10 protein-coding genes and 2 pseudogenes are annotated in these 16,657 nt (G+C 55.6%); 7 read left to right on the top strand and 5 right to left on the bottom strand.

Features of this window, described 5'->3' with window-relative positions; all coding sequences use genetic code 11:
* Positions 1-84: 84 nt before the first annotated feature.
* Complete coding sequence (locus ABID58_RS34055; RefSeq protein WP_354037292.1) at positions 85-381, top strand: hypothetical protein; 297 nt, start codon at positions 85-87, stop codon at positions 379-381.
* Between the two features lie 735 nt (positions 382-1,116).
* Here ABID58_RS34055 and ABID58_RS34050 read toward each other — a convergent pair.
* Positions 1,117-1,503, bottom strand: coding sequence for an ABC transporter permease (locus tag ABID58_RS34050; protein WP_354037333.1), 387 nt, complete (start codon positions 1,501-1,503; stop codon positions 1,117-1,119).
* Here ABID58_RS34050 and ABID58_RS34045 point away from each other — a divergent pair.
* Positions 1,475-1,747, top strand: coding sequence for a hypothetical protein (locus tag ABID58_RS34045; RefSeq protein WP_354037337.1), 273 nt, complete (start codon positions 1,475-1,477; stop codon positions 1,745-1,747). The two genes, ABID58_RS34050 and ABID58_RS34045, sit on opposite strands and share 29 nt — an antisense overlap.
* Here ABID58_RS34045 and ABID58_RS34040 read toward each other — a convergent pair.
* Positions 1,685-1,924: pseudogene (locus ABID58_RS34040) on the bottom strand (ABC transporter permease); the annotation flags it as partial. The gene ABID58_RS34045 and the pseudogene ABID58_RS34040 overlap by 63 nt on opposite strands.
* 420 nt (positions 1,925-2,344) lie before the next feature.
* Here ABID58_RS34040 and ABID58_RS34035 point away from each other — a divergent pair.
* The 5 genes and pseudogenes from ABID58_RS34035 to ABID58_RS34015 form a co-directional block, all read left to right on the top strand.
* Positions 2,345-2,605, top strand: a pseudogene (locus ABID58_RS34035) (HlyD family secretion protein); the annotation flags it as partial.
* 43 nt (positions 2,606-2,648) lie between these two features.
* The gene (locus tag ABID58_RS34030) at positions 2,649-3,206 is read left to right on the top strand and encodes a hypothetical protein (RefSeq protein ID WP_354037291.1); all 558 of its coding nucleotides are present in this window, start codon (positions 2,649-2,651) and stop codon (positions 3,204-3,206) included.
* Between the two features lie 956 nt (positions 3,207-4,162).
* Positions 4,163-4,807, top strand: a complete 645-nt coding sequence (locus ABID58_RS34025) for a reverse transcriptase domain-containing protein (protein ID WP_354037290.1) — start codon at positions 4,163-4,165, stop codon at positions 4,805-4,807.
* Positions 4,808-4,815: 8 nt separating this feature from the next.
* Positions 4,816-6,057, top strand: a complete 1,242-nt coding sequence (locus ABID58_RS34020) for a group II intron reverse transcriptase/maturase (protein WP_354037288.1) — start codon at positions 4,816-4,818, stop codon at positions 6,055-6,057.
* Positions 6,058-6,259: 202 nt separating this feature from the next.
* Positions 6,260-8,086 carry a hypothetical protein gene (locus ABID58_RS34015; protein ID WP_354037287.1) on the top strand — a complete coding sequence of 609 codons (1,827 nt, stop codon included), beginning with the start codon at positions 6,260-6,262 and terminating at the stop codon, positions 8,084-8,086.
* Between the two features lie 29 nt (positions 8,087-8,115).
* On the opposite strand, the gene ABID58_RS34010 is transcribed toward ABID58_RS34015, so the two are convergent.
* The 3 genes from ABID58_RS34010 to ABID58_RS34000 form a co-directional block, all read right to left on the bottom strand.
* A complete protein-coding gene (locus tag ABID58_RS34010) occupies positions 8,116-9,144 on the bottom strand; it encodes a DUF4238 domain-containing protein (protein ID WP_354037286.1) in 1,029 nt (342 codons plus the stop codon).
* Positions 9,145-9,232: 88 nt separating this feature from the next.
* A complete protein-coding gene (locus ABID58_RS34005) occupies positions 9,233-11,071 on the bottom strand; it encodes a hypothetical protein (protein WP_354037284.1) in 1,839 nt (612 codons plus the stop codon).
* 46 nt (positions 11,072-11,117) lie between these two features.
* Entirely contained in the window at positions 11,118-15,455 is a 4,338-nt protein-coding gene (locus ABID58_RS34000; RefSeq protein WP_354037283.1) for an HTH domain-containing protein, read from the bottom strand.
* Between the last annotated feature and the right edge of the window lie 1,202 nt (positions 15,456-16,657).

The raw sequence follows: 16,657 nt of genomic DNA, 5'->3' as shown, positions 1-16,657 counted from the left end.
GCTCGCGAAATCGCGACCGCTCCGCTGGGAACGCCTGGAGGCAGCAGGGATTGATGCCTATCCAACCGAGACATGGAGACAACCATGACACGAATGAAACTTCTGAGTGCCGCCGCACTGGTGGCCACCGTTTTGCCGCTCGCGACCGCAAGCCCCAGCCTCGCCGCGGGACGCGGTCCGGGCTGGTGCACTCCGCCGAGCGGAGACGCCGTCGGCGCCGCCGGCCCGGCCATGAACGGCGGCCAGTTGATGGCTGGCGTCGGCCAATGCCGTCGCGTCGGCGGCTGGCATCAGACCAACACCTACGGCTATCGGGGCGCCGATTATGGATATGACCGGCCCAGCTGGGGCGCACCGGCTTACGCTCCCTACGAGTACTGATGCCTGATACCGCAACGTTACAGCGGCGCGGCTATCTTGGCCGCGCCGTTTGCGTTGGATGAACACCCGGTAGAGCGCAGCGAATGTCCTGAAGCGGATTGGTTCGCGCGCTGCGCGGCGGAATCCTGCCGAAATCGGACCATGTGACGGTGATCTTCAGGCAAAGCTCGTTTCCAAAGCTCGTTTCCAAGCCATGCCGCACGCTGGGCGCCCTGCAAGGGCCAAATCGGCCGTGGACCCGCCTCGAAAATCGTTGCAAGAAAGACGCTCCCGAGGCGCCGGCAGCCGGTCCGCCAAGCCTCTGGAAAACGTCGACTTTTGGAAGAATGGTCGGAGTGGCAGGATTCGAACCTGCGACCCCTGCGTCCCGAACGCAGTGAACATCTTCTAAGTTGTTGATTTTTCTCTCAGCGGCAGGTGCTTCTGTCCCGTTTTGTTCACGCTCGTTTCACCCAATTCGTTGCGATTTCGTTGCGGCGTTCTCATGGAGAAGGATGGTCGCTGCGGCCCCGGCTTGCCTCGGACGCAAGCCTTATGGACGCACCGTCTACCGGTGACGGTCCAGGTCCTTTTCAGTGAGTTTTCGAAACTCGTCGGGGACGGGAAGACGAGGTGCCCAGCGCCACCGATCCGTATCCGATAGCATCCCATCCAAAGCGATCGCGGATCCTATCGACGCATGGTCGGCCGCCCAACGTGCCATGCCCCTTTTGGTGCAGGGGTGGCGTGCTCCATCTATAAGCCCAACCGGGAGTTCCAACTCCACATTCCAGTGCCCGGCAGTGCGAATACCGACTCAATCACCTCGGACCCTCCCAACATGAAGCCAAGCTGCACGGCCGCGATCGACACGACAGGCATCGCCGCATTGCGCAAGGCGTGCTTGAGGATGATCTTGGGCCGGCTTAACCCCTTCGCGCGCGCGGTGCGAATATAATCCGCTGCCAATGCGTCGATCATTCCTGAGCGGGCCAAGCGCATCAGCGCCGGGATCGCCGAAAATGCCAACACGATCTCCGGCATGAGGTAGTCCTGCCATGTCTCGACGCCGGAAATAGGCAGCCATTGCAACTCCAGTCCCAGCAGGACGATCATGACCAGTCCGGACCAGAAGCCCGGCATCGCCTGCCCCAGCAGGGCCACCAACATGATGCCTCGGTCCATCGCCGAGCCCTCCCGCACCCGCCGCCAGAATGCCGAGCGGCAGAGCGACCAACAGCGCGATAGAAAGGCTGGTCAGGCCAAGCGTCAGAGCGACTGGCAATCGGTCGCGGATCAGTCCCCATACCGGGACGTGGTAGAGGAAGGATCGGCCGAGATCGCCCTCGGCGGCGTGGCCGGCCCAATCGAGAAACTGCACCACTAAGGGCCGGTCGAGGCCATAATTCCGGGTAATGATCGCGATGTCGGCTGCACTGGCGTTCGGACCTGCGATAGACGCGGCCAAGTCGCCGGAAAGGCGAGTCAAGATGAAGCTGACGACCAGAACGGTGAGACACACCAAGGCGGCCAGCCACAGTCTACGGACGATAAGCAAGATCATAGTGGAGGACTACGATAGCGTGCGGTCGCTGCAAGTTCTGATAATAGAATCCTTAGCAACGGCGACATCCGCATCTGCCAATTGTTTTCTGCTTATCCACGCAACGTGCTCGCCAATTTGCCCATAGCAGCAACAACCACCGCTCTCGCTGTGTACGAGCTAAGAAGTTCATTGCGTTTGAATCGAAGCAGATCTCTAACTGGAGGTACGCCATAACTATTGCCTGCCGCGAATTGGGACTGAACTCTTTAGCGGAGGAAAACGCCTTAACGATACTGCTGCCGCAGCGGGTTGGCTTTAGCTGGCTGCAGCCGCAGCCGCGTGATCCGACTCGGATTGCTTTCGGCGAGAAGGATATCGCCGTCGGGCGTCCCGGAGATGCCTACATGTCCAACGACTATGCGGCTGATCAACTGTTATCTCTCATACACGCAGATCACTGCGCCCGTAAACGGCACGGTCGGCGCGCGCTCGCTCCGGGTCGGCCAATATGTGCAGGCCGGAACCCAGCTGATGGCGGTTGTGCCGCTGGATGCGGTTTATGTAGTCGCCAATTTCAAAGAAACCCAGCTCACTCATATGCGCAATGGCCAGCCGGTCGAACTGTACGTCGATAGCTTCCCAGCGAGCTGGCTGAAGGGCCATGTCGACAGCCTGTCCCCGGCGAGCGGCCTAAACTACGGCAGCCGCACTGGAATGCTTTAACCGCCGCATGGAACAAGGGATGGCGACCAGAGCCAGAAGCTGTCTCAGCGTCGAAAACACTCTCGACGACGTGATGGCAATTCCGGTCCTTGGAATTGGCGAGGGGATCGAGGAGCACGGATTCATAGACGGTCATCGCTATACGCTCGAAATCGATTTCGAGGTGCTCATAGCAGAGATCGGACGATGGTCCATTTTGTTAGAGCACGCTCCGTCCCAACGGCCACTTCTTGAGGTCTATGATCAAAGCGCCGACAATCCGATCTTTAATCCGGAAGTCAGGTCAAAGGCGCTCGCAATCTGCCGCGAGGCCGCTGACAAGTTACGCGCGCGTATTTCTGCGGACTGGCCGCGCCGATCGACGAAACCAAACGCAAACGGCCAAGCAAAACATCCTTTGTCAAAAGGTGTCGCGAGCGAGTGGTATTGCCTGCATTGCGACGGCACATTCACAGGATCGCAGATGGCTAAAAACATGTGGCACTGCCCGAGATGCAGCGCGACGCCCATAGATATTTTTATTCACCGTTCTGGAAGACGGCCTGACAATCTACGACGGCCCGGCGAGCAGGTTTAAGCAAATGAATGCGGCACTTGATTCGAATCCGAAAGCGACAGTTGAGCGGAGATTTTGGGGACGGCTATTCCAAGCCAAGGAATGGTTGGCTCGGACGTTTGGACCACTTAGGCCTGTCGGCCCTTGATTTGCAAAATGGCAGCGGACGAAGGGGAGTGATAGCGGTGCGGGCCTCCCCCGCGGACCCGAGGCGACAGCCGCCGTGAGACCGGTTTAATAAGGCTCCCGCGTTCAGGGAGTGATAGCGACGCCATTTAGGGCAGAACCGATCGCGAGAGCCTCCGGCGAGCAGCTCATTATTCGCTTAACACGAGGGATCGCCACCGAATGGCGTGCGCCGTTGTGGCGTGAAGAAGAAGGGAGTGTTCGAAAGAATGGAGCCTACTGGTTTGGCTCTTACTTGCCCGACTTACCGGTGTCGGAAACGACTGAGACCTCGAAAGAGGAACGGGACCAGAGCATGTCGGGAAACGTCTCGAAATCGGGCGCCGCAGCCCGGTGGAGAGCACAGAGTAAGGTGTGCATGGTGAAAGCTGTATTGCCTGAATCCCAGTATCCAGTTGCTAAAGGGTTGGCGGTAGCGAACGCGGCTGACACGCTACGCCACGCGGGGCAAACGCACCGGCCAGTGCGATCCGCCACCAGTCCGCGTGGGACGACCTCCATCGGAGGGTCAAGGAAGCGAATGGGACACCTAAACACACCGCAACTCCCCACACACGCAACTACGGGATCGCCTGCAGCAGGTTCGTCCGCGAACCTGTATGGCGACGGAGCCGTCGTAGTACCCAAATGCCCAGCGTAATGGCTGGGACAGCCACCGCAAGGCGGACGATCATGCGTATAAGGCCGGGTGACCGGATCGAAAGCGCCTCCGATCGGGGGAAGGACGATGCCGCCAATAACGGCATTTGCAGTATGCGTAGAGAAGATTCTTCGACGGAGAGGTTCTGCTGATGCAGGCCGTCATCATCCAGAGGAGAATTGAATCACTGCCGACTTTGTCGCGGTCGGGTAAGCGTATAAATGGCGTTCACCGCTTGATGAGATCTCCGTATCTCTTCGAGCGGGCCTACGAAAAGGTCTCCCTCAACAAGGGAGCACTGACGCCAGGTGTTGACGGCAAGACCTTCGACGGCATGTCGCTGACGAAGCTCGCCGACATTGCCAGGCGCGTAGCAGATGGCACTTATCGCTTCCGGCCAGTCCGCCGGGTTTACATCCCGAAGGGCAACGGCAAGACACGACCGCTGGGAATTCCCACGGTGGAAGACCGGCTCGTTCAGGAGGCGGTCAGGATCATCCTCGAAGCAATCTATGAACCTGTGTTCCTCGATGAGTCGCATGGGTTCCGCCCGAGGAGGTCCTGTCACACCGCTCTAAACCTCATCAAGAAGACTTGGACGGGTTGCAAGTGGCTGATCGAAGTGGACGTGCGTGGGTTCTTTGACAACATCGACCATGACGTTCTGCTCACGCTTCTCAAGAAGCGGATCGATGATGATAGATTCATCGGTCTGATCGAAGGAATGCTGAAAGCAGGCTACATGGAAGTTGGGTCCATGGACGCACGTACAGCGGCACGCCGCAGGGCGGAGTAGTATCGCCCTTGCTCGCCAACATCTATCTGCACGAGCTGGACCAGCACATGCAGAAAATGAAGGCGGGATTCGATAAAGGTCGCGACCGACGCGCATTCCCGCCGTACGCGGCGCTGCAAAGGCGCGTCCTTGGTCTCCGCCGGAAGATTGAGCGGCTGCGCACCGATGGCGCGGAGCTGGCCGAGATCAATGCCACAATGGCAGAGATCAAAGCCATCAACAAGGAGAGACGGAAAGTGCCTTCCGTCGATCCCATGGACCCCAACTTCAAAAGGCTCCGCTACTGTCGATACGCCGACGACTTCCTGATCGGCATTATCGGCAGCAAGGCGGAGGCTCGTGAAGCCATGGCCTCTATCGAACGATTCTTGACGGAGACGCTGAAGCTCGCGATCTCGCCCGAGAAGAGTGGGATTCAGGCCGCTTCAAAGGGAGTGACCTTCCTCGGTTATCGTATCGCAGCGTACACGTCCTACGGGGGTGGACGAAGGTCCAACCGCAAGGGACCGGCAGCACGGACATGGCGTATCACGCGCCGGCCGACTACCGGTAATATTAGCCTACGTGTGCCGCGAAAGCGGATAACCGAGTTCTGCAAACGGAACGGCTATGGCGACCTCGCCAAGAAGACCGGCCGTGCTCGTGAGCAGTTCCTGGTCACCAGCGACTCTGCGACCGTGCTCGCCTACAACTCAGAGTTCCGTGGTTTTGCGAACTATTACTCGTTTGCCGATGACAACAAACGCGCCTTGGGAGTGTTGGAGCTTGTTGTGTTCCGCAGCCTCATCAAGACGCTGGCGTTGCGACATCGAACAACGAGGGCGCGGATCATGGCCCGTCTGTGGAAAGGCACGGACTACGAGGTTAGTTCTGTAGTCCGGGGCAAGCTTCGTACAATCAAACTGTGGAGACTGAAGCACCTCACTCGAACCTTTTGGATAAGTCCTGTAATTGACGATGTCATAAGGGGTGCGTGGTGGGTCAGAAACTCGAATGACCTAATCGACCGTTTGAATGCTCGCCGATGCGAAGCATGCGGCGGCACGACGGGGCCGTTCGAGATGCATCACCTCCGCCGTGTTCGAGACCTGCGAAGTGGGTCGCTGATAGTCTGGAAGCGATCTGGCTGGCGGCGCAAGACCATCGTCTTGTGCCCGTCGTGCCGGGCGACCGTTTCCGGTCGAGAGCACTCGCATATGGAAAGCCGTGTGCATCGCAAAGGTGCCCGCACGGTTTGGGGGGAGGCGTAGGAACATCCTCCGCGGAGGTGTTCCACGCCTACCCTACCGAGACAGACGTTCCGCACCTTCGCGGCAATCGGCTGGCGCGGTGAGCGAAAGCGAGTAGAGCCCGGTCGGCGCAGCCGACGCGCATAAACTTCCGGTGTTCTTTCCGGAGAAGTGGTTTTTCCAAGACTATGCTACATTGCGCCGGATAACATTACAATTTCTGATGGGGTTCGCCTTGGTAAACATAGACCAATTGCGCGTCGGCAAATCCGCGAATTTTCATGGCATCAAGCGACGCTTGAGCAATGCGGCACTCGACACTCTTTTTCGTCAGGTGCGCGCAACCCATCCTTCCGCATCCAATAATTTGTTTCATCACCGACGTGAAGCAATCGGCAACGCTCGGTGGTCAGCCGTGTCGTTCATGTACGAGCAATCTCCGACGTTCTTCCTCGAAGATTCGGCGGTTCATGAAACAATCTGCGGGTTTATGCTTCTTGTCGAGTACCGCAGTCACGTTGCGATATTCAAATCTCGTCTTGAGCTCCCATCTGACTTTGTAAGAACCTACCTTCAACGCGTTTCTGCAGATCGCGTTGATAGCGCTGTAGCGCGCCAAGGGGCAGTCTTTGAAAAAATTCGGCTCCGCAACATGTCCGTCTCAAGATTCGCTATGCGCAATAAGACCTTTGAGGCGGACGATTTGCGCGATGTGGTGGGAACCGCTGGTTCAAACCGGTATGCACCGCAAACCTATTCGGTGCGTTCGGATACCGGACATTTTTCGACCACGCCGAACACGGGCCGTATTGCTCAGCGCTCCGATCGCGTCGACTACGAGTCGCTGGTGGACTATGCGAAGCTGGTGATTGACGACCTCGCGGATGGAGCTGCCGTACCGGCGGCATTTATGCGCAATTTCGCACGTCCGATTAGTCTGGAGCATTTGGACGACAATACACGGCCAGTTATTCTCGCCGTCGATGTAGCTGGCATCGGAGAAGCCATTCATGACCGACGCGACATCCGTCTCGTCCGCGACGTCGGCGGCCACCATGTCGCGCTCAGCAATGTTGAGGTCGACGCAATTCTGACCGATCTCGCGACAGCTTTCAACGTGCAGGGAGATGAGAAACTTCTCGAACTTCTCCGGGAAGGCGAACGTGTGGGAGCCATTGCGCTCAACAAGTCACGCATTGCCCTCCGAGATCTTCAGCTGCCGCTCTGTGCTGAAGTCGAAGTTGAAAGCTGCGACCATCCACTTGGCCAAGACCCCGACCGCATGACAATTCGACGCTATCTAGATCGGACGGACAGTTTCATTGTGCTATTCGACCAATTGAACTTAGCCTATATCCACGGAACGCTCTTCCGCGACGATGCGATTGTGGGTGGCGGAGCTACCTTTCTCCGTTACTTGCGACCTGAAGCTCTACTGGTTCCCGTCACGAGCGAAAAGGGTGCGTTCACCGTCCCTCAGACTACCTTCGACGCCGACAGCACGTTTGGCGTGGTGATCGCACGTGTCGCGGACGGAGATGATGTTCTAGTATGCGACGACCTCGGCGATGAGTGGGCCGATTTTATCGGCGTCAATAACGGCAGCACTCCGCCCCGCATTACGTTTTATCACGCCAAGCACGGTCCGTTATCGCTCGGTGCATCCCCATTCCACGTCTCGGTCAGTCAGGCCATGAAGAACCTTCGGCGAATGAACTTGGCTGCCGATGAAATTGAACAGAAAATGGCTGGTTGGCAAACGACTTACAACAACGATGGCGTTGCTACGTCTATTCCCCGCATTATACGTGGAGACGCAGCTACGCTGCAGGATGAAATAGCGCGCGCACGGATTGCGCCCGATACCACAAGGCGCGTGTTTATCGTTACTTCCTCATTGAGCCGGCAAGCGGTGGAGAATGCGCTTGCCGCAATTGCTGGCGGCGAAGCTCCTGATCCATACTTCGTTCAGCTGTATTGGCTGCTATCGTCGTTTTTCTCTGCCTGCACTGATATGAATGCAAATGGCTATGTTAGTTGCCGTCCGTAGCTGAACAAAACCCACAAAACGTCGGCGCGTTAAGCCGCGCCCATTCGATATCCGCGCCTAGCATCGGGATTCGTACGACAGAACCTCTGTGCTAAACCGAAGTCTGCCTGTTGGCAGACCACGTAGCGGGAGGCAAATGACGTTTGCAGCGAATTGTAATAGTCCATGTTGTCCTCATTTGAGGATACAGGTCTGCCCTCCGCCGCGGCCGATAGGAGCGAAGCGGCAGGCTGGTCCGTAGCGTCGAACCGCTCCATCAACTCTTTCATTTGTTGTGCCGTCATCTTGCCCGCCATCACTCGGCCTACGGCCTCAGATCGCCGTTCCCGAACGGCGTTTTCGTAGTCTGAACGGAGCGTCGAAAGAATTGAGGGACACCATGCGCAGAGGAGCAGATCAGAAGCCAGAGGCATGTAGATTTCGATGCCTGTGACCGCTAGGCCAATGTTTCCATACGGCCCGAACTTCTGCATATTGTTCAGGCAAACCGGATTATCCCCAAGATAGAAGCTGCGTCCGTCAGCAGGCGCTGCCAGCACGAAATCCTTCGCGGCAATTATCTGCGCCAACTCACCGATGCTCTTTCGTATGCTTAGAAGATGATCGCGTTTAAGTGAGTTCTCTGTGGCAGGTTGCCAATCCTCCCAACCTTGCACATCCTGCATCGCTCCACCGCTTTCTTTGACCTTTGCAACGATGATTTCCTCCAGCTCTTGCCAATTGTTGCGATTTGCTTTGGTCCGCAACAATTGAAATGAAATTAGGAAGGCAAGGGCCGCTTTCTCCTGCGGTGAATTGTCTAAGCGGCGCGCCTCTAGAATCTTTTGGTAGGTGGGTAGCGCCTGGTCTTCAGCTGCACACGCAATCGGTTCAAACGACACAATCCAATCATCGTCAAATAGGAAGTCGTTGAAGCGGTTTTCAGCCATGACATTTCGGATGGAAGTGACAAACGTCCTATCCGTCTGCTTGTCGTAGACAGCTACGCGTTCGCCGTCCGTATCGGCTAGAAATTGCCTTAAGATGAATTTGGGAACGTAATGCTGATTCTGGGTCATTTTGGTAATTTAGCAGAATTTGGGCGGGCATTTGACTGCAATCACTTTGCGCACGAGATCACTGTACCTACAGCACAGCCAACATAGATCACGCAGCCTTACGCCCGAGGCGTGCCGCTGCAACAGCCTTACCTAAGCTCGATGATAACCGACTGTCGAGCAGTTGAAGGTGACGGAGCGAGTCGTGCAGATCGTTGAGCGCTTGAGGCGGGGCGAGGAATGCCAGGCTTTCAAGACGCCGGGCAAGTTCTTCCATAGCCTGATCTCGGTCAGAATTTGCACCGGCGCATTCTACGAGTCTGCATACGATATCAAGTGTCGAACCATCGACCGGCAATTCGCGTACTTTCTCGACACAAAAGTCAGTAACAGATTCAGCCAGTCCCGCATTTTTTGTTTGAATTGCTACAAATGCAAGAACCTGAAGCACATATTGCGTGTCATCATCGTCCCACCGAGTTCCGTCTTTCCGTAGCCGCCCTACTATCAAATGGCAGGCCTGGAGGGCCTTCTCGGTCACACCAACGGTGTAAAACCCGGCAGCGGCCCGCAAGAGGTTCGTGGCATTAGGCTCTGCGACAAGCCTGTCGTAAGCGGGGCGAAATACGTATAGTTCGTCGTCGGATGGCATCTTCCGCGGAGCGCTTTCGCCAATTGCAGGAAGTACTGCAAATAACTCAACGCCGTTTTCAGTGATCCATTCACGGCCTTTTGCAAGCCGTTCAAGCCAGGCCTTGGGTCTCGTCTCCTCGGGAATTTTGTTGATGGCGGCTTCAACGCGACCGAAAGCATCGGCCACGAGATGCCGACCAGTCAGCCAATCGGCCTTCCATCGTGATTCCCGATCCATTTCGAGTAAGACTGAGAAAAGAAAGGCCTTCCCGAAATGTTCCATCGCCCACTCATATAGATCATCGGCATTGCCGAAGCCGCACGCTCGAAGAATCAATGATGAATGAGCAGATGTGGTCACGCGCCGCCAGAATGCGGGCTTCTGCGACAGAGCGGAGTGCTGTGCTAAACGAGCTGAAGTCATAACAAAAGCACCAGCATAAGACAGACAGCGGATTCGGAGCGTCTCCATTTCAAGAAGGCGATCCAACAATTTTAAACCAGCTGCCTCAAATTCTGCATCTTGCTCGAATGCAGATGCGCAAATTTCGAAGGCGCCGACCTGTGCAAAATGATCTGGTAATGAGGCCGCAATCCGTAGGATTTCCAAAAGAGAGAGTTTTGGAAGTGCTTTGAATTTGTCAATGGGAAGCAGTGCAGGCGCGCAGAATGACAGGGATACGGCGCGAAATGCGCGGATGGGATCTGCGGCCAATAAACGGGCTCTCTCTGCTTCGCATTCGGCGTTCAAAAAGGCCTCAAGCGTTCGAGAGTCGCCTGACGGCGCGACCAAGTTTTCCCAGTGGCGTTCGTCGTTCGGAAGGAGGGCTGAATTTGTCAACTCACGGGCTGCGACTGCCCCTTTTACGGTTTGAACAAAGCTTTCCTGCGCCGTGAGAAGTGTCTCCACGACCGATAGGAAGTCTTCATCAGAAAACGCCGCTTGTGCTACTTTTGCTCGAAGCGCATTTGCGTGAATGCCCGCCAGCGTGTGTTCCCTGAGATAAATCTCTAGGTATTCGAGCCGCTGTTTCGGATCAGAGCTTAGCAGACCTGCGTACGTAAAAGCGAAAATCGCACTATCGACCTTAATCTTGGCTGTTCCATTCGACTCGATGGTCACTGTTGCCTTGATCGTCTTACCGTCGTTGTCCCTAAGAGGTTTTGGGCGATTACCCGCCAACACATCTCGAAATGCGGCGAGCATTTGATCTTGAGGCAATTTAATATTTGGACCAAGCGTAGCAGGGCGATGTGTGGGAATCGCGAACTTTTTTGGAATTTGCCCGTCAGACATTACGTCCGATTGAACCATTCCCGAAAGCTTCCGCAACGAAAACAGTGCGCGGACTCTTGGCCAATTAGGTGCCTGCTTGACGGCGTCCCTTGGCTTTGCCTCGGCTGACGCCTTTGCGATTTGGCGCTTTCTTTTTGGCGGTGGAGTTTTGCGGCGGAGTTGACTTACCTTCTTGTTTTTCATTTTTATCCTCCGTATCCAAAATGAATGATCGAACCTGCTCAATGACGGAACGATAGCGGTCAGGCCATACAGACCTCAGTGGCTCGATATAATGCTGCTCTAGCCAAGCGTTATAAGCACGAACGACGTTGTCGTCCGAAAGCTCGACTGGCATTGCTAAGCCGGAGAGGATCACGCGATCAACGGCTTCCACCCATTGAAGTGGTGGCGAAGGCTCCCATTTAGCCTCCCAATCCTGAGGCCGTGGCAACGAGCTCATTATTAGATTAGACAGCCGCGCGGCGATCGCCGGATCAACTTCAGCTTTCCAAATTTCAAATATGCCAGATTTCATCGCCAGACTAACGCTAGCGAACCAATGTATTTCTCGGGGGAACCTCGGCACCTCGGCGACTTTGGCAAGATCTATGCTTTCCTGTATGGCGCGCATTTCTGCGGAAACGGACACACGGCTGCGGCTGGCAGCGCGGGTGACTTCGGACACGTGCACAGGAAGAAGGGCAGCAGCGCCCGTTCTAAGCTTGTGGCGAGCTGAAAACCATTCCGGATCCTTAATCACACCTCGAACTCGCAACGTTTCGAGCAAATCCAACGTCGTAAGGCAAGGAACTCTCCGGCCCTTGTTGTCGGCGGCAAAGTTCTCCTTGTTTAGCGCTCTGTCATCGCAGACGACGCCATCGATTCCTGTCAGATCGGAAAGTAAGTGTAACGTCGATGGCGTCTGATCGTCATTCAATCCGCCACCTTCAAAACGGCGCGGTCCAAATTGGACCTTCCCCGAAGCATGGGCGGCCCGTATCGTATCCCGAATGTCGTCAATTACGCTGAGCACTTCTCCGACGTGTTGATCGTGGTCGATAATTGCTTGCGCTTCGTCTTCGGAACTTCCCTCAATGCGAACGTCTTTAAATACCTTGAGAACCGCGCCCAATAGGTTTGTGTACTGCAAGTAAACCAACGCGAGCTCTTCGATGAAAAGAGGCTTAGCAGGATCTGGGGATGTGCAATTGGGGATCCCTTTATCTTGAAGCGCAAAATATTCTTGTGCGGTTTGTTCCTCAGTTTCGTCGACTGCTCCGCGGTCTGAAAGAACCTTCAAAAGAGCATGCATATCGGACAGGTACGGTGCGACGCTCGTGATGTCTGCCGGAATCTGCTCTAGACCAGGCCGATGTATCGGTGCTGGCCGTAGGACTGTACCACCCGCTTCGGCAGATCGAACCAGCGCGGCTAGTGAAGGGCCGATTTCAGCTGATAAGGGATCATTGGACCGCTCGATGGGGCGTGCAATCTTAATGCTGTTGCGGCGCAGCGCTTGCTCTAACTCACGCGCACGCAGAATTCGTGATTTCTGAACCTGTTGGACTCTACGTCTGCCTTCAAATAATTCGGACATGACGGTCGCAGGAAGTGTGAGTGCTTTAAACGCTTTGAGCACTTTTGGAAGAAGGCCGAGCCATCCGAGAACCAGTATAGATGAGACATCCAAGGCTAGACTCTGAACATCATCACCGCACGTCCAAGGCAAGCGATGTCCGCTAAACAGCGGCAGGACGTATTTGCGTCGCGCATCCTCAAGCTTCGAATTTCGGACCAAGTTTCTCAGGAGTATGTCAACCAAAGTCGTCCGAAGTCCCGGCGCTGCAATGACAAGCGGAACCTCTGCGCGGGTTATGCGCTCGCTGATGTCGCGGGTGCGTTTATTCCACTCAATCTGCTGAGGTACGAGTTCTTTCAATTCGAATTGTTGGACCGGACCCTTTTTATCTGAAAGGGCCAGTGCTTTGCGAAGCCAAAGGTGAGATTCAGGAACGTCATCTTCGAGACCTTCTTCGATGATTAGCGAATATGCTCCAAGCCAAACGTGCGGATCGGTTCCTGCTTTCGCAACTGCCGCTCGCACTAAATCCATCATTGGCCCGTGACCCGACTGCTGTGCGATATGCGCCGCGCGAATAAGTTCGAGACCCGAGTATTTGGCCAAATTATCGAGGTATGCGGCTAACGGCTTGGCTAATGTCTCCCACTCCCCGGATTCGATTGCGATGGCTATTTCTAACTGGAGGTCTCGATGGGTGACGGACTGCTGCGCTAGTTTATCAACTTGGTTCTTTGCCTCTTTCAAGCTGCCCTGCTTAAACAGCGCCCAAGCGAAGTGACGGAGCAATTCGGGTTCGCGGTCCGTAAGTCCCGGATTGGCCTTTATGATACGAACAAGCTCGGGACCGTCTCCCAAATAGGCAAACGCGTAGGCTGCCCGCGCAATATCACGCGGGTCAGACGATTGAGCGAAGAGGTCTTCCGAATATTTCGCTATTGCGCGATGATCTTTGCGTTCTGAAAGTGAACCGACCAAGGTGCGCAATGATTCCAGGCTTTTGGTTGCTTCATACAGCTTCAGATCTTCCGCGACCGGGTCCTTTCCCTCACATTTTGCAATCAACGCGTCGAACATGGCCGCGCCGTCCGGCGTGAGCTCTTCACGATGCTTTTCAAACAGGATGCGTGCGGATGAGGTGTCTCCTGCCAGTGCTAGCGCTTGAATCTCGATAGGGAAGATTGGCGTATCTTTATATTCTGCTTCAAATCGAGCACGGTAGCGCGAAATTAGCGACGCGACGCTTCCCGGATCATCGCTGTGGATACGAATTATCAGTGCAGCTTTTAGATCGTCACTGTCCAATCCACCAAGTTCTTCTCGACGTTTTAAATAGTTGTCGAGCGCTTCCGGTTTAAACTCAGGGTCAAAGGCAAAGGCGAGCGAAAGTCGCTCACGGGCCAATTTCGGGTCTTTCAACTCTTCACGCAGGCGGTTCAATCCTGCGGTTTTGCGGTGTGGATGGAGAAGCTCGCACCACAGGATGTAAGCCTCGGCCAATCGTTTGGCGTGAGGAAGCTCAAGCTCCGCAGCAATCGGTAGTAGCGCTGTTAAGTCATCTATTGCCCTATCCATTCTTGATGCTGTGGTTGTATCGTCGACGATGGATCGCGTGCCACGACGCGCGTCCATTTGAAAGCTGCGAACAGCAAGCTCACGATCCGGTACCGGCAAAATGGATGCCACGCTAACCATCGCGCGCACAAAACGGAAGTAAGGTCCTTCCGACAACTGGGTGGACGTTATTTCTTCAAGACGCGGTCTTAAGCCATCATAATCTTCGGATTGCAGGTAGGCGCTCACGAATGTCTGGAGACCATTGATAGTCAGTTGAGTAATTGGCATTCCTGAATCGGCAAGCCACTGAAGCCCATCCGCAGGACTCCGGTGTCTCACGAGCATATTGAAGAAAGTCGAGCGGCTATCCGCGTCAGTTTCTTCGCGAATGAGGCTAAGTGCGCCGTCGGTGTCTGTGCGTTCTAATATTCGAGCGCGGGCGAGCAAGTCTGAGTCCGGCCCTTTTAACTTCTGCGCCTCTCGAAGAAGCTCTTGAGCTTTTTCTGTAGTTCCGCGCACGGCGGCGCTGCGAGCGGCGCGAAGCAAGATTCGGCGGCGAAGTTCGGGGGACACCCCGGTGTATTCCGGTTCGCAGGCGATGTCTGCCACACTAACGTATTCGTCAGTCTGGGCGGTTTCCGGAAAAAACGAACGTCTCATAGCTCGAGTGAAGCGGGCTGCTAGATCTCGCTCGACGGCCTCAACTACAGCTGGTTCTTGGCCCGGAGAATGTGAGGGCGTTGCTACACGTGGCCTTGCGGTATGACCCGGTGCGCTTTCGCGCAAGTGCACGGCCACAAGTTTTGCCATCTCAGCAACGTCAGAAATATATCCATACTTTCGAAGCAAGTCCGGATAGTTTGCGAGCTGCCGGGTAATTTGATCCCAGCTTGCAACGTCAACTGAAAACAGTCTCTTTCTTTTGTGCTTCACGGTTAGCGCGCGTGCGTGCGCTTGCACCTTGTCATCATTCGGAGCGGTAGTTGCGACAATGTAATGCTTTAGCCCGGGCTTCCAGGTTTTAGCCTTTTGCACCTCTTCGTCGATTTCATCGGTCGTCAAATCTTTGGGAGGCCAAATAGCCTTCTCTTTGCATTGCACGCCTGTATAATGTTTCCCGTCAGGCCTGCCATAAACATCAACGCCACCTTGTGGCTGGCCCTGTCGGCCATGTTTCTGCGTGCTTCGGTCGTCCCAAAGTCGTTCATATAAATCACAACAGAGGCTCTCGAACTCTTCCCAACTTTGCGGAGGAGCATATTGGCTTGTGACAGGAAGGGGCATGGTGCTGTCTACGGATCAGTTGGCGGATGGCATCGGTGTCCGCATGAAAGCCAAGAGTTTATAGTAGGGGCGCTATGAGATCGGTCTAACTCGGACAGCCGCCTCAAGGAAAGGCTGCGATTATCATCGCGGCATCCTGCGCGAGTAGAGCATGCTGGCTAGCTACCGAGCAACATCGAAGCCGGATATTGTTGTGTAATACGGAAATTCGACGTCGTGTTCAGCTTCAGTGAAGAGGGAATTCTCCCAAGTCCCGTGCGATGATCCGCGATGAGCGCCGGGAGAGTGACATCTCCCGCGCGTCGGTTCGACGGCAAGACGCTGACCATGGGGTCTCGGGGAACTCGGAGGCTCCCTGAGCGCGATTGGACGGCGCACGTTCATCGATGGATCGGTGCAGGTGGAGAGGGGAGTCGCCGAGCCCTGCTCGCAGGTACCGAGGAGCGCGAGAGCCCTTGGTCGATGGGTGCTGGGGGAGCGAAATCTCCCGCGCGTGCTTCACCGGCAAGACGTGTGACCATGGGGTCTCGGGGAGATTGGAGGCTCCACCGAGTGGCGCTGGACCGGCCATAACGGTCCTCCATGGTTCGGTGCAGGTGGAGCGGGAAGGCTCCAGGCGCTGCGAGTGATTGACCGGCGAAACGGTCTGTGACGCGTTATTGGCTCGATGCCGATCAGCGTCAATTGCCGGGGGGATGCAATTGTCTTCATAATCTTCGCCGAGTTTTCGACCGAGTGCCTTTTGCAAAAAGGCATTCTAGGTCGTTTCGCCGCGTATGCCGAGTTCGTTGATCGCTTTGAACAGCAATGCGCGGGCGAGTTTCCGTCGTCGAGGCCCTTGGATGCGCTCGCCCCAAGCTATTCTCGACTAAGTCGTACGAGCCGAGATCCATTCGCTTAAGACCAGAGGCGTCGCAGTAGCTGTATGGTAGCCATGCGGATTTCGAAACAGCGGAGATCGACCTAACCGATTGATTTGGCTGGTGCAGTTGGGCGGGCTCGAACCACCGATCTCCTGTTCCACAGAACGAAGGTCAAGATTCACCCGCACCAGTTTCGCACCAGAAACAGCGCGAACGAAACGCGACGAACGCGATTGAATCCCAACGAAAACGCAACAAAATCAAAGAACGCGATCAATCATCTGCCGCTCATAACGGCCTGATTGCTGGTGCGAGGCCTGCCGCAGATATAAGGAAATC

The sequence above is a fragment of the Bradyrhizobium sp. S3.2.6 genome (assembly GCF_040546885.1).
In the GTDB taxonomy this organism is placed as follows: Bacteria; Pseudomonadota; Alphaproteobacteria; order Rhizobiales; family Xanthobacteraceae; genus Bradyrhizobium; species Bradyrhizobium cytisi.
The sequence above is the reverse complement of the archived record's forward strand: the minus strand, read 5'-3'. Positions and strand labels throughout refer to the sequence as shown.

What these genes read in the sequence shown, in the direction of transcription:
- ABID58_RS34055 (WP_354037292.1), top strand. Translation starts at nt 85, where the DNA reads ATGACACGAATGAAACTTCTGAGTGCCGCCGCACTGGTGGCCACCGTT.
- ABID58_RS34045 (WP_354037337.1), top strand. Translation starts at nt 1,475, where the DNA reads ATGACCAGTCCGGACCAGAAGCCCGGCATCGCCTGCCCCAGCAGGGCC.
- ABID58_RS34050 (WP_354037333.1), bottom strand. Translation starts at nt 1,503, where the DNA reads ATGCCGGGCTTCTGGTCCGGACTGGTCATGATCGTCCTGCTGGGACTG.
- ABID58_RS34030 (WP_354037291.1), top strand. Translation starts at nt 2,649, where the DNA reads ATGGCGACCAGAGCCAGAAGCTGTCTCAGCGTCGAAAACACTCTCGAC.
- ABID58_RS34025 (WP_354037290.1), top strand. Translation starts at nt 4,163, where the DNA reads ATGCAGGCCGTCATCATCCAGAGGAGAATTGAATCACTGCCGACTTTG.
- ABID58_RS34015 (WP_354037287.1), top strand. Translation starts at nt 6,260, where the DNA reads ATGGGGTTCGCCTTGGTAAACATAGACCAATTGCGCGTCGGCAAATCC.
- ABID58_RS34010 (WP_354037286.1), bottom strand. Translation starts at nt 9,144, where the DNA reads ATGACCCAGAATCAGCATTACGTTCCCAAATTCATCTTAAGGCAATTT.
- ABID58_RS34005 (WP_354037284.1), bottom strand. Translation starts at nt 11,071, where the DNA reads ATGGTTCAATCGGACGTAATGTCTGACGGGCAAATTCCAAAAAAGTTC.
- ABID58_RS34000 (WP_354037283.1), bottom strand. Translation starts at nt 15,455, where the DNA reads ATGCCCCTTCCTGTCACAAGCCAATATGCTCCTCCGCAAAGTTGGGAA.